This window comes from Streptomyces mayonensis, assembly GCF_018982965.1.
Taxonomy (GTDB): domain Bacteria; phylum Actinomycetota; class Actinomycetes; order Streptomycetales; family Streptomycetaceae; genus Streptomyces; species Streptomyces mayonensis.
The window spans coordinates 1-11,299 of the sequence record NZ_JACBYP010000175.1 but is presented as its reverse complement, the minus strand read 5'-3'; the positions used below and the strand labels follow the sequence as shown (position 1 = coordinate 11,299).

Annotated in this window: 13 protein-coding genes; 8 read left to right on the top strand and 5 right to left on the bottom strand. The window is 72.6% G+C overall.

Annotated elements, in window-relative coordinates:
• Positions 1-227: 227 nt before the first annotated feature.
• The gene (locus HZS56_RS35640) at positions 228-410 is read left to right on the top strand and encodes a hypothetical protein (protein WP_216724953.1); all 183 of its coding nucleotides are present in this window, start codon (positions 228-230) and stop codon (positions 408-410) included.
• On the opposite strand, the gene HZS56_RS35635 is transcribed toward HZS56_RS35640, so the two are convergent.
• The gene (locus HZS56_RS35635) at positions 388-1,044 is read right to left on the bottom strand and encodes a TetR/AcrR family transcriptional regulator (protein WP_216724952.1); all 657 of its coding nucleotides are present in this window, start codon (positions 1,042-1,044) and stop codon (positions 388-390) included. The two genes, HZS56_RS35640 and HZS56_RS35635, sit on opposite strands and share 23 nt — an antisense overlap.
• 227 nt (positions 1,045-1,271) lie before the next feature.
• Between HZS56_RS35635 and HZS56_RS35630 the strand changes: the two genes are divergently transcribed.
• The 3 genes from HZS56_RS35630 to HZS56_RS35620 all read left to right on the top strand — a co-directional run bounded on the left by HZS56_RS35630 (position 1,272) and on the right by HZS56_RS35620 (position 4,829).
• Entirely contained in the window at positions 1,272-2,726 is a 1,455-nt protein-coding gene (locus HZS56_RS35630; RefSeq protein WP_216724951.1) for an MFS transporter, read from the top strand.
• Between the two features lie 98 nt (positions 2,727-2,824).
• Positions 2,825-3,805 carry an ATP-dependent DNA ligase gene (locus HZS56_RS35625; protein ID WP_216724950.1) on the top strand — a complete coding sequence of 327 codons (981 nt, stop codon included), beginning with the start codon at positions 2,825-2,827 and terminating at the stop codon, positions 3,803-3,805.
• Positions 3,806-4,052: 247 nt separating this feature from the next.
• Positions 4,053-4,829, top strand: a complete 777-nt coding sequence (locus tag HZS56_RS35620) for an NPP1 family protein (protein WP_216724949.1) — start codon at positions 4,053-4,055, stop codon at positions 4,827-4,829.
• A 66-nt stretch (positions 4,830-4,895) separates the two neighbouring features.
• Here HZS56_RS35620 and HZS56_RS35615 read toward each other — a convergent pair whose 3' ends face one another.
• Complete coding sequence (locus tag HZS56_RS35615) at positions 4,896-5,420, bottom strand: hypothetical protein (protein WP_216724948.1); 525 nt, start codon at positions 5,418-5,420, stop codon at positions 4,896-4,898.
• A 330-nt stretch (positions 5,421-5,750) separates the two neighbouring features.
• Here HZS56_RS35615 and HZS56_RS35610 point away from each other — a divergent pair, with 330 nt between their 5' ends.
• Positions 5,751-6,542, top strand: coding sequence for a SigB/SigF/SigG family RNA polymerase sigma factor (locus HZS56_RS35610; RefSeq protein ID WP_216724947.1), 792 nt, complete (start codon positions 5,751-5,753; stop codon positions 6,540-6,542).
• On the opposite strand, the gene HZS56_RS35605 is transcribed toward HZS56_RS35610, so the two are convergent.
• Entirely contained in the window at positions 6,526-6,858 is a 333-nt protein-coding gene (locus tag HZS56_RS35605) for an ANTAR domain-containing protein (RefSeq protein ID WP_216724955.1), read from the bottom strand. The genes HZS56_RS35610 and HZS56_RS35605 overlap by 17 nt on opposite strands.
• Before the next feature lie 197 nt (positions 6,859-7,055).
• Between HZS56_RS35605 and HZS56_RS35600 the strand changes: the two genes are divergently transcribed.
• Positions 7,056-7,859, top strand: a complete 804-nt coding sequence (locus HZS56_RS35600; protein WP_216724946.1) for a VOC family protein — start codon at positions 7,056-7,058, stop codon at positions 7,857-7,859.
• Between the two features lie 10 nt (positions 7,860-7,869).
• Here HZS56_RS35600 and glgX read toward each other — a convergent pair whose 3' ends face one another.
• Both glgX and HZS56_RS35590 read right to left on the bottom strand, forming a co-directional pair.
• Entirely contained in the window at positions 7,870-10,017 is a 2,148-nt protein-coding gene (glgX, locus tag HZS56_RS35595; protein ID WP_216724945.1) for a glycogen debranching protein GlgX, read from the bottom strand.
• Positions 10,014-10,529: a pep a2 gene (locus HZS56_RS35590; protein WP_216724944.1), complete on the bottom strand. Its 516-nt coding sequence runs from the start codon at positions 10,527-10,529 to the stop codon at positions 10,014-10,016. The genes glgX and HZS56_RS35590 overlap by 4 nt, the downstream gene beginning before the upstream one ends.
• A gap of 288 nt (positions 10,530-10,817) precedes the next feature.
• Between HZS56_RS35590 and HZS56_RS35585 the strand changes: the two genes are divergently transcribed.
• Entirely contained in the window at positions 10,818-11,090 is a 273-nt protein-coding gene (locus HZS56_RS35585; protein ID WP_216724943.1) for a DUF5133 domain-containing protein, read from the top strand.
• Between the two features lie 57 nt (positions 11,091-11,147).
• A partial coding sequence (locus tag HZS56_RS35580) for a maltotransferase domain-containing protein (protein WP_374201241.1) occupies positions 11,148-11,299 on the top strand: 152 nt, incomplete at its 3' end.

The window sequence follows — 11,299 nt, the reverse complement described above, 5'->3', positions numbered from 1 at the left end:
TCCCCGTTCCTCCTCCCCTGCCTGTTCCTCCTCCCCGGCCGTCCCACACCCTCAGCGCCAAGAGCCCTCCTCCCCATGCCGTTCGCTCGTGTCGCCCGCAGGACCCCTCGGGCGTCCGCCGCCGTCATGACGGGAGTGCTGCCCCTGGCCGGCTGCGGTGACGGCGACGTCCTCGTGGTGACCGCACCGACGCCACGGTCACCCGGGGGGGGGACCCGCGCAGGGGCGTGGCCGGGGAGACGGTGGCCACGGGCGCCGGCCCCAACCGCGTGCACGTGGCCGGCGGCAGCGTCTACGCCGTCGACGAGTCGGGGGCCGGCCCGTCCGAGGAGGGCCCCCTGCCCCGGATCCGCCCGGCCCGCCGACCGGATCCCGACCCGGCGCCCGTCACCGCCCGTCCCGGGGCGTGACGGGCGCCAGCCACATCGCCACGATCGCGTCCACGAGCCCGTCGGCGGCCTCCCTCCAGCCGGCCCGCGGCGTGGGACGGCCCTCGGCCAGCGCCCGCTCCCGTTCGGCGGTCATGTGGACGATGAGGTGGCGCGCCATGTCGCCCCGCTCGGCGCGGACCTCGTCCGGCAACGCGGGCATGCACCGGTTGCGCCCGGCGATGATCGCCCGCAGGGAGGCCGAGGCGCGGGACTCCTCGGTCATGATCTCGCGCAGGGCCGGATCGGTCATGACCTGGGCGCAGAACCGCGCGTACCAGGTGGGGCTGCCCAGCGCCGCCAGGTGGTCGTACTGCGGCCGCACCAGGCAGTCCACCCAGTCGCGCAGGTCGGACGAGTCCCCGACGGCGGCGAGCTGGCGGGCCCGCAGGTCCTCGACGCGTTCCGCGTGGCGCTGCACGATGGCGCGGACGAGGTCGGACTTGGTGCCGAAGTGGTAGCCGACGGCGGCGTTGTTGCCCTGTCCCGCGGCCTCGCTGACCTGGCGGTTGGAGACCGCGTAGACCCCGTGCTCGGCGAACAGCCGCTCGGCGGTGGTCAGGATCAGCTGCCGGGTCGCGCTGACCTGTTCCGTCCGTACCGTCCTGCTCGCCATGATCACCACCGCGCCGGGACCTCCTTGCGGCCCGCGACGGCCGGTCCCTCGAGTCGTCGCAGGTCGGCCATCGTACGGCTCGTTCTCCGAAGCCTACGGGGCCGCGGATCCGGAAGACCGCTCGGCCCGGACGAGCACGCGCTCTTCACACCCCGTAGGATACTTCAAGCGACTGACTTAAAGGTTGGCGCTCCGGTTCTCCTGCTCATCGCCCGAAAGGCTCTCCCATGTCCGCTTCTCCCGCCGCCCCGCGGCCGAACGCCGTGGTGGCGGTACTGGCCCTGGCCGGGATCGTCGTCTCGCTGATGCAGACCCTGGTCATCCCGATCGTGCCGGAGCTGCCCCGGCTGCTGGACGCGCCGGCGTCGGACACGGCCTGGGCCGTGACCGCCACGCTGCTGGCCGCCGCGGTGGCCACCCCGGTCGTCGGCCGGCTCGGCGACATGGCGGGCAAGCGGAGGATGCTGCTGGTCAGCGTGGTGCTGCTGATCGTGGGCTCGGTGGTCTGCGGACTGAGCGACACCCTGGTCCCGATGGTCGTGGGCCGCGCCCTGCAGGGCCTGTCCGCCGCCGTCATCCCGCTCGGCATCAGCATCATGCGCGACGAACTGCCCGCGGAGCGGCTGGCCGGTGCCACCGCCCTGATGAGCGCCTCGCTCGGCGTCGGCGGCGCGCTCGGTCTGCCCATCGCCGCGCTGATCGCGGACAACCTCGACTGGCACATGCTGTTCTGGCTCTCCGGCGCGCTCGGCGCCGTCGCCCTGGTGCTGGTGCTGATACTCGTGCCGGAGTCGGCCGTGCGCACCGGCGGCCGTTTCGACGTGCTCGGCGGCCTCGGCATGGCGGCCGGTCTGATCTGCCTGCTGCTGGCCATCTCCAAGGGCGCCGACTGGGGCTGGGGCAGCGGCACCACGCTGGGGCTGTTCGCGGCGGCCGTGGTGGTCCTGCTGGTGTGGGGCTGGTGGGAGCTGCGCACCCCGCAGCCGCTGGTGGACCTGCGCACCACCGCCCGCCGCCAGGTCCTGTTCACCAACCTGGCGTCGATCGCCGTCGGTTTCTCCATGTTCGCGATGTCCCTGGTGCTTCCGCAGCTGCTGCAGCTGCCCGAGGCCACCGGTTACGGCCTGGGCCGCTCGCTGCTGACCGCCGGTCTGGTGATGGCGCCGTCCGGCCTGGTGATGATGGCGTTCGCGCCGGTCTCCGCCAAGGTGTCCAAGACCCGCGGCCCGAAGGTCACCCTGATGATCGGCGCGCTGATCGTGGCGGCCGGCTACGGGCTGAACATCGTGCTGATGTCCGAGGTGTGGCACCTGGCGCTGGTCTCCTGCGTCATCGGCGCCGGCATCGGCTTCACCTACGGCGCCATGCCCGCCCTGATCATGGGCGCGGTGCCCGCGAGCGAGACGGCCGCCGCGAACAGCCTGAACACCCTCATGCGGTCCATCGGTACGTCGGTCGCGAGCGCCATCGCCGGTGTGATCCTGGCCCAGATGACGGTCAGCCTCGGCGGCTTCGCGCTGCCCTCCGAGAACGCCTTCAAGGTGGTCATGGCCATCGGCGCCGGTGCCGCCCTGCTCGCCTTCGTGATCGCGTCCTTCATCCCGCGCCACCGCGCCGCCACCGGCGTCGCGCACTCCGCTCCGGCCGAGGAGGTCGCGGCGCCCGCCGCCTCCGCCCGCTGACGGCGGCGGCGCCGGTCCCGCCCCCGGGACCGGCGCCGTTCAGGCGAACCTGACGGGCAGGGCGCGTGACGGCCGCCGGGCACGTCGAGAACTGACCCGTGGACCTGCCGCTGATCCCGCCCATGCTCGCCACCCCCGGCACCCTGCCGCCCGCCCGGCAGGACGCGCGGTGGGCCTACGAGACCAAGCAGGACGGCCAGCGCGTGATGGTGTACCTGCCCGGTGACGGCAGCGTGCTGCTGCGCGCCCGCTCGGGGCAGGACATCACGAGTGCCTATCCCGAGCTGGAGCCGCTCGGGACCGCGCTGGGCGCCACCCCCGCCGTACTGGACGGCGAGGTGCTGGCCCTGGACGAACAGGGCCGCGCGGACTTCCAGTTGCTCCAGTCCCGGATGGGCCTCGCGCACGACCCGCGCCGGGCGGCGCACCGGGCGGCCCGGGTCCCCGTCCATCTGGTGCTCTTCGACGCCCTGCACCTGGCGGGCGAGTCCCTGCTGCGCCTCCCCTACACCGCCCGCCGCGAGCGGCTGACCGGCCTCGGTGCGGGCGGGCCGTCCTGGTCGACCCCGGCCGCGCTGGTCGGCCACGGCGAGCAGGCCCTGCGGGCCACCCGTGAGCACGGCCTGGAGGGGCTGGTGTGCAAGCGGCTGGACTCGGTGTACGAGCCGGGCGTCCGCTCCCGGGCCTGGGTCAAGATCCGCAACATGCGCAGCGAGGACGTCGTGGTCGGCGGCTGGCTGCCCGGCAAAGGGCGGCTGACGGGCCTGCCGGGTGCCGTACTGGTGGGCCAGCGCGCCGCGGGGCGGCTGCGCTACGTCGGCGGCGTCGGCACCGGCTGGAGCGGCGCCGAGCGCGACGAGCTGGCCGCGCTGCTGCGGGCCGCGTCGAGCGACGTGTGCCCCTTCGACCCGGTGCCGCCGGTGCCGGGTGCGCGCTGGGTCGTGCCCCGGCTGGTGGGCGAGGTCCGCTACAGCACCCGCACCCGGGAGGGCATGCTGCGCCAGCCGTCCTGGCTCAGGCTCCGCCCGGACCTGGCGCCCGAGGACTCCGCCGCCGACCTCCCGGACGACCCGGTGTGACGGGTCCCGACGCCGTGACGGCGCGACAGCGCGAGGACTACGGCATGACGACGTGACGGCGCAACGGCGCAACGGCGTAACGGCGTAACGGCGAGTCAAGTGTGCGGATCACGAATTGGGCAGTCCTTCACCACGGCGACGCCCGGGCGCCCTTGGCGCGGGAGTGAAAAGAGGGGACCCTGAACTGCCCTTCCCCCCACATCCGTTGGGCGTGCCGAAAAAAGGACGCCCAGCAGAGGAGGACACGATGTCCCCACGCACCGGACGCCCGCGCCGCAGGAGATGGCTCGCCGCGCCGCTCGGCGCCCTCGCCCTGGTCCTCGCCTCCCCCGCCACGGCCTTCGCCGCCCCGCCCCCGGGACTGCCCGGCAACGCCGACAGCCTGGAGCAGGCCTACCAGCCCGCCTACGACTACGACACCGACGGCTGCTACCCGACCCCGGCCATCGGCCAGGACGGCACGGTCAACGGCGGCCTCAACCCGACCGGCGACCTGAACGGCAACTGCCGCGACGCCGCCGACCTGGAGAACACCAACGGCTACGCGCGCGCCACGTGCAACAACGGCTGGTGCGCCTACATGTACGGCCTGTACTTCGAGAAGGACCAGGCGCTGCCCGGCAGCAGCCTCGGCGGACACCGGCACGACTGGGAGCACGTCGTGGTGTGGGTGGCCGACGGCACGGTCCAGTACGTGGCGACCTCCGCGCACGGCTCGTTCAGCGTGCACGAGCGGTCGGCCGTCCGGTTCGACGGCACCCACCCGAAGATCGTCTACCACAAGGACGGCATCAGCACCCACTGCTTCCGCCTGGCGACCTCGGGCGACGAGCCGCCGGAGAACCACCGGGGCAGCTGGCAGTACCCGACGCTGGTCGGGTGGAACGGGTATCCGGCCGGCCTGCGCGAGAAGCTGAGCACCCACGACTTCGGCAGCGCCAACTTCGGCCTCAAGGACGGCAGTTTCGCCTCCCACCTGGCGGCCGCCAAGCCCTCCGGCATTCCCTTCGACCCGAACGCCTGAGCCGGGAGGGCCACCGCCGACGAGACCACCGACGGCACCGCGCACCGCGGCACCGCCGTCGGCGGATCAGGCGGGGCCCTCCTCGCAGCGGTCGCGCAGGAAGGCGCTCACCTGGTGCGCGAGGCCCTCGTCCCGGACCGTGCCGCACGGTGCGGCACCGGCCCCGTCGGGCAGTCCGAGGCCGCCGGTCCACAGCCGCCGGTCGGCCCACTCCTCGTCCACCCGCAACTGCACCTGCACGTCCACCTGGCCCAGGCTCGCCTCCGGGCCGGCCGCGTAGAGCAGCGCGGTGGCCCGGCGCAGCGGGTAGACGTCGAAGCCCTCGATGAACTGCGAGTTGCGCCAGTCGAGGAAGGCGCTCTCCCCGTCGGGGCCGATCCGGACGTCGATCTGGCCGTCCTCCAGGTGGATGCCGAGCTGCCGCGGGCCCCGGTTCTCGACGGTCACCCGGAGGCGGAAGTACGTGAGGCCCTCGGCGGCGTCGTCGCGCCCACGCGGCGGCTCGGCGGGCTCAAGACGGTGGACGCGGGCCCGCAGGCCGGCCTGCTCCTCGTACTCGTGCCAGTCCCCGACCACGTTCGGCTCGTACACGGTGCCCCTCTCGACCTCTCGACGCTCGCTTCCTATCCGTACGCTCAGCGCACTGTCAAATGAGCAGAATGCGCTGTGGCCAGGGGCTTCGCCCCATTTGCTCGGTGATCAAGCGCTGCCCAGCGACGATCCGCCGGCGCCCGTCCGGGACGCTCACCGGGGCGTGCCGCACATCACGTCCGGCCACGGGGCCGCCGCGCACGCCGGTCCGCGGGCGTTCGAGTGGCCGTTCGGGCCAATCGCGCTCAGTATCCATATGTACGAGTAAATCCATATGTACGAGGAACGTACGAGGGTTTCCCTGCACCCCTGCCGAGGGAGGTGCGCGCGATGCGTGTCGCCGGCCGAAGCAAGCCCCACCCGCACGACGACGCCCCCGACACGGCCGCGGCGTTCGACCGGCTCGCCGGGCTGCCCGAGGGACCGGAACGCAAGGCCCTGCGGGACGACCTGATCAGAGTCTGGCTGCCCATGTCGGAGCGGATAGCCGTCCGCTTCCGGGGCCGCGGCGAGAACCTGGAGGACCTCTACCAGGTGGCGGCCCTCGGGCTGGTCAAGGCCGTGGACCACTACGACCCCGGGCGCGGTCACGCCTTCGAGGCGTACGCCGTGCCGACGGTGACCGGCGAGATCAAACGGCACTTCCGCGACCACATGTGGACGCTGCACGTACCGCGCCGCATCCAGGACCTGCGCAACCGGGTGCGCAGGTCGGCGAAGGAGCTGGCGCAGACCACGCCGGGGCGCCCGCCCACGGTCGAGGAGATAGCCGAGCACGCGCAGCTGACCGCGGTCGAGGTCCGCACCGGCATGGAGGCCCTGGAGTGCTTCACGGCCCTGTCGCTGGAGGCGGAGATGCCCGGCACCGACGGGTACGCCCTCGGGGACGCGCTCGGCGGGCCCGATCCGGCCTTCGACGCGGTCGTGGACCGGGTGGCCGTCCGGCCCTGCCTTCAGGCGCTGCCCGAGCGTGAGCGCACCATTCTCTACCTGCGCTTCTTCGGCGGGATGACGCAGAGCCGGATCGCGGAGCAGCTCGGCATCTCCCAGATGCACGTCTCCCGGCTGCTCGCCGGCTGCTTCGACCGGATCCGGGAGGAGATCCTCACGGAGGCCCGCTGAGGTCCTGCGGTGCGCCGGGCAGGCAGACGGGGCCGCGGCGGTCCAGGGTGTCCTCCAGGGCGGCCCGTATCTCCGGCGCCATCACTCCCGTGCGTCCCCAGACGAGGATCGTCTCCGCCACGTTGCGCAGTTTGGTGTTCGTGTGCTGGGAGACCTCCTTCAGGACGATCCACCCCTCGTCCGGCGACACCCCGCCGAGGACGACGACCACACCGATCGCCTGGTCCACGACGGCGTGCGAGACGACCGCCTCCTTCAGCTGCCGGACCTGTTCCTGCAGCCCGAAAATCTGTTCCGAGTCGCCGTCCGCGGTCATGGTCACCTCCGGATCCCCTCCATGGTCGCCACGCCGTCCGCGGCCCGCCACCGCGTCCGCCACTGGGCCGTCCGGGGCGCCCCGGCCACCGTTTCGGCGCCGCGCCCGGGGTACTCGGCAGGCGCCCGCCGCACTCCCGGCCGGACACTGGTGTGGAGCCGGTGACTGCCGGTGGACGAGATCAGGACACGACTGCCATGAACCACGACATGACCTTCCCCGCCTCCGGAGAGGGCCTGCTGTCCACGCACTCCGTGTACGGGGCGCCCTGCTGGGTGAGTCTCACCAGCCGCGACCTGAAGGCCACCGAGGAGTTCTACTCCGCCGTGCTCGGCTGGCAGTGGCGGCCGGCCCGGCTGGGCGAACCCTTCCGGATCGCGCTGGCCCACGGTGTGCCGGTGGCCGGGATCGCGGCGGTGGCCGCGATGTGGCAGATGGCGGTGGCCTGGACGCCGTACTTCGCGGTGCGCAGCGCGGACGAGGCCGTCTCGCGGGCGCAGGAGCGCGGCGGCACCGCGGCGGTCGGGCCGATCTCCCTGCCGCCCGGGCGGGCGGCGCTGCTCGCCGACCGGGACGGCGCCTCCTTCGGCGTCTGGGAGGGCGAGCTGTTCACGGACTGGGAGGCCTGGCGCACCTCGCGCCCCGCCTTCATCCGGCTGCACACCCGCGACGCCTTCGACGCCGCCATCTTCTACGGCGAGATCTTCGACTGGGCGTCGGGGCGGGGCTGCTGCGAGGTGCGGTACGAGGGCGACGAGGTGGTGCTGCGCCAGGACGGCGAGGTCGTGGCACGGATCGAGTCGGGGGCGCTCGGCGCGGCCCCGGACCCGGCGGTGCGGCCGCACTGGCAGATCCACTTCGCGGTCGAGGACGTCGCGGGCTGTGCGCGTGCCGCGGAACTGCACGGCGGCAGCGTGCTCTCGCTCGGCGGCGACGAGGCGGTGCTCCGGGACGCCGACGGCGCGCAGTTCACGGTGACCGCGCGCCGTTTCGGCAGCTGACCGCACCGGCTCACCGGCCGGTGCGGGAGGGGCGGGACAGCAGGACGAGGCTGCGCTGCTCGACGGTCACGACGGTGCCCGCCTTGTGCTCGGCCTCGTCGGGGACGCCCTCCGGGTCGGCGGTGTCGATCAGGGCCGCCCAGCGTTCGCCGTAACCGGCGCCGGGCAGCCTGAAGTCGGCCGGCTCCCAGTGGCTGTTGAGCAGCAGCAGGAAGGAGTCGTCGACGACGGGGCGGCCGCAGGGGTCGGGCTCGGCGATGGCGTCGCCGTTGAGGAAGACGCCGACGGCGTGCGCGTCGGAGCGCCGCCAGTCGTCCTCGGTCATCTCCCGGGCGTCGGGCAGCAGCCACACCAGGTCGGGCAGCGGCTGGTCCGCGTGGGTGGCGGTCTCGCCGCGGAAGTAGCGGCGCCGGCGCAGCACGGGGTGGTCGGCGCGCAGTGCGATCAGGCGCCGCACGAAGTCCAGCAGGGAGCGCTGTTCGCCGTCGAGCCGCCAGTCGATCCAGGAGATCTCGTTGTCCTGGCAGTAGGCGTTGTTGTTGCCGCGCTGGGTGCGGCCCAGTTCGTCCCCGTGGCAGAGCATCGGGATGCCCTGGGAGAGCAGGAGCGTGGCGAGCAGGTTGCGCTGCTGGCGGCCGCGCAGTTCGCGGACTGCGGGGTCCTTGGTCGCACCCTCGGCGCCGCAGTTCCAGGAGCGGTTGTGGCTCTCGCCGTCCCGGTTGTCCTCGCCGTTGGCCTCGTTGTGCTTGTCGTTGTACGAGACGAGGTCGCGCAGGGTGAAGCCGTCGTGCGCGGTGACGAAGTTGACGCTGGCGCGGGGTCGGCGCCTGCTGTGCTGGTAGAGGTCGGACGAGCCGGTCAGCCGGGAGGCGAACTCGCCGAGGGTGTGGTCCTCGGCGCGCCAGAAGTCCCGTACGGCGTCCCGGTACTTCCCGTTCCACTCCGACCACAGCGACGGGAAGTTGCCCACCTGGTAGCCGCCCTCGCCGACGTCCCACGGTTCGGCGATCAGCTTGACGCGGCTGATGACCGGGTCCTGCTGGATGAGGTCGAAGAACGCCGACAGCCGGTCCACCTCGTGGAACTGGCGGGCGAGGGTGGCCGCGAGGTCGAAGCGGAAGCCGTCCACGTGCATCTCGGTCACCCAGTAGCGCAGCGAGTCCATGATGAGCTGGAGCACGTAGGGGTGCCGCATCAGCAGGCTGTTGCCGGTGCCGGTGGTGTCGTAGTAGTGCTGCCAGTCGCCGTCCACCAGGCGGTAGTACGAGGCGTTGTCGATGCCTCGGAAGGAGAGGGTGGGGCCCCTCTCGTTGCCCTCGGCGGTGTGGTTGTAGACCACGTCGAGGATGACTTCGAGGCCTGCCTCGTGGAGCGTCTTGACCATCGACTTGAACTCGGTGACCTGCTGGCCGCGGGTGCCGAGCGCGGCGTAGCCGTTGTGGGGCGCGAAGAAGCCGATGGTGTTGTAGCCCCAGTAGTTGGACAGGCCGCGGTCCTGCAGCACCCCGTCGTGCACGAACTGGTGCACCGGCATCAGCTCCACGGCCGTCACGCCGAGCGACGTCAGGTGGTTCACGACGGCCGGGTGCGCCAGACCCGCGTAGGTCCCGCGCAGTTCCGGCGGTACGTCCGGGTGGGTGCGGCTGAGGCCGCGGACGTGGGCCTCGTAGATCACGGACTCCGCGTACCGGCGCCGGGGAGGGCGGTCGTCGCCCCAGTCGAAGAAGGGGTCGGTGACCACGCCGAGCATGGTGTGCCCGGCGCTGTCGCCGGGGTCGGCCTTCCCTTGCGCCCGTTCGAAGAGGGAGGCGTGGTTGTCCGTCGTCCCGTCCACCGCCCGGGTGTACGGGTCGAGGAGGAGCTTCGCCGGGTTGCAGCGGTGGCCCACGGCCGGGGCCCACGGGCCGTGGACCCGGTAGCCGTAGCGCTGCCCCGGGCCGACGCCGGGCAGGTAGCAGTGCCAGACAAAGCCGTCGACCTCGGGCAGCGGGATCGTGCTGTGGGTGCCGTCGTCGTCGACGAGGACCAGGTCGACCCGGTCGGCGACCTCGCTGAAGAGGGCGAAGTTGGTGCCCTGTCCGTCGTAGGTGGCGCCCAGCGGGTGGGGGAGCCCGCTCCACACGGGCGCTCCCTTCCAGTCGGGTCTGGCGCGGGTCACCGGGCCTCCTCCAGAACGCCGCGGGCGTCGGCGGCGGGCCTCGCCAGCCGGGCCACGGGCATGGTCTCGCGCGGCACTTCCAGCCCCTCCCGGGTGATGGGTCCGGGGGGCGTGGCGACCAGCGGGACGCGTTCGCCGGCCCGGGAGCGGCGCGAGAACCAGATGACCTTCGCACCGGTGTCGGTGGCGCAGCAGCCCCAGCCGTCGCTGTGCGCCGCGAGGTGCTGGAGGCAGGTGCGCAGGTCGTGGTCGGGACGGAGCGCGTGGTCGTTGCCCGCCACGGCCGTGATGAGGTGCTGGCGGTTCCACCACATCTCGATCGACGTGTTCTTGTCGCCGGCGTGCTCGTCGATGGCCCGGAGCAGCATCTCGGCGCCCGAGCAGACGGGTTCGACGAGGTCTTCCAGCTTCCAGAACCGGAGGTGGGCGGCCAGGATGCGGCTGACCTGTCCGACCCGTTCCGGGCTCACTTCCACGTCGAGGTGGTAGTAGCGGGGCACTGCGGTCTTCATCGTCGTGGCTCCTCACCGCGAAGGCTCTCGCCTCTCCTCGTCCCTTGGGGGACGGGCTCCCCGTTCACGAAGCGTGAGCGCTGATCGCTCCTGAGTCACTCCAGAGTGGGATCCGTAGTCCATTCGTGCAACACGAGCCCCGGATCGCCCCGAACGCGGCGGCAACCCGGCGGTGAGCACCCGGACAAATCAGTTGAAGATCCAACAAGACGGGGCGTCACCGTCCGTGCACCATGTGTGAAGTACCCGATCGTCCGTACCACCGGACCGCCCGGAAGGTGACCGGCCATGCTGCTCCCCGCGAAGAGCGAAGTCGCCCGGCAGCTGCGGCATTACCGCGCCTGGGAACGTTCGATGCTGGCGTCCCCGGCGGACGTACGCGTCCGGACCACCTTCGAGGACTCCGGCTACACCCTCTGCGTCCTGATGGGGAAGCGGTGCGCGCGCGAGGCGGCCGACGCGGCCGAGAGGTACCTGCGGACGAACCTGGTCACCCGCGCGCAGGAGCAGCCGGAACGGCTCGCCCCGTCGGGGCCGAGGGCTCCCTCCGGCGCGGCCTGACCCCATCAAGGCCGGGCGCCCGCGCCCGGCCCCGAGCACGGCGGAGGTGAGATGCGGATGAGCACGACCGCGACGGTCGGGCGTATCCCGGTACGGGACGTCCACCCGGTGGTGGACAACGGCAGGCGCCCGGCGAAGGCGGTGACGGGCGAGTCGTTCGAGGTCTCCGCCACCGTGTTCCGCGAGGGGCACGACGCGGTCGCCGCCAA

What these genes read in the sequence shown, in the direction of transcription:
- HZS56_RS35635 (WP_216724952.1), bottom strand. Translation starts at nt 1,044, where the DNA reads ATGGCGAGCAGGACGGTACGGACGGAACAGGTCAGCGCGACCCGGCAG.
- HZS56_RS35590 (WP_216724944.1), bottom strand. Translation starts at nt 10,529, where the DNA reads ATGAAGACCGCAGTGCCCCGCTACTACCACCTCGACGTGGAAGTGAGC.
- HZS56_RS35620 (WP_216724949.1), top strand. Translation starts at nt 4,053, where the DNA reads ATGTCCCCACGCACCGGACGCCCGCGCCGCAGGAGATGGCTCGCCGCG.
- HZS56_RS35600 (WP_216724946.1), top strand. Translation starts at nt 7,056, where the DNA reads ATGAACCACGACATGACCTTCCCCGCCTCCGGAGAGGGCCTGCTGTCC.
- HZS56_RS35610 (WP_216724947.1), top strand. Translation starts at nt 5,751, where the DNA reads ATGCGTGTCGCCGGCCGAAGCAAGCCCCACCCGCACGACGACGCCCCC.
- HZS56_RS35605 (WP_216724955.1), bottom strand. Translation starts at nt 6,858, where the DNA reads ATGACCGCGGACGGCGACTCGGAACAGATTTTCGGGCTGCAGGAACAG.
- HZS56_RS35630 (WP_216724951.1), top strand. Translation starts at nt 1,272, where the DNA reads ATGTCCGCTTCTCCCGCCGCCCCGCGGCCGAACGCCGTGGTGGCGGTA.
- HZS56_RS35585 (WP_216724943.1), top strand. Translation starts at nt 10,818, where the DNA reads ATGCTGCTCCCCGCGAAGAGCGAAGTCGCCCGGCAGCTGCGGCATTAC.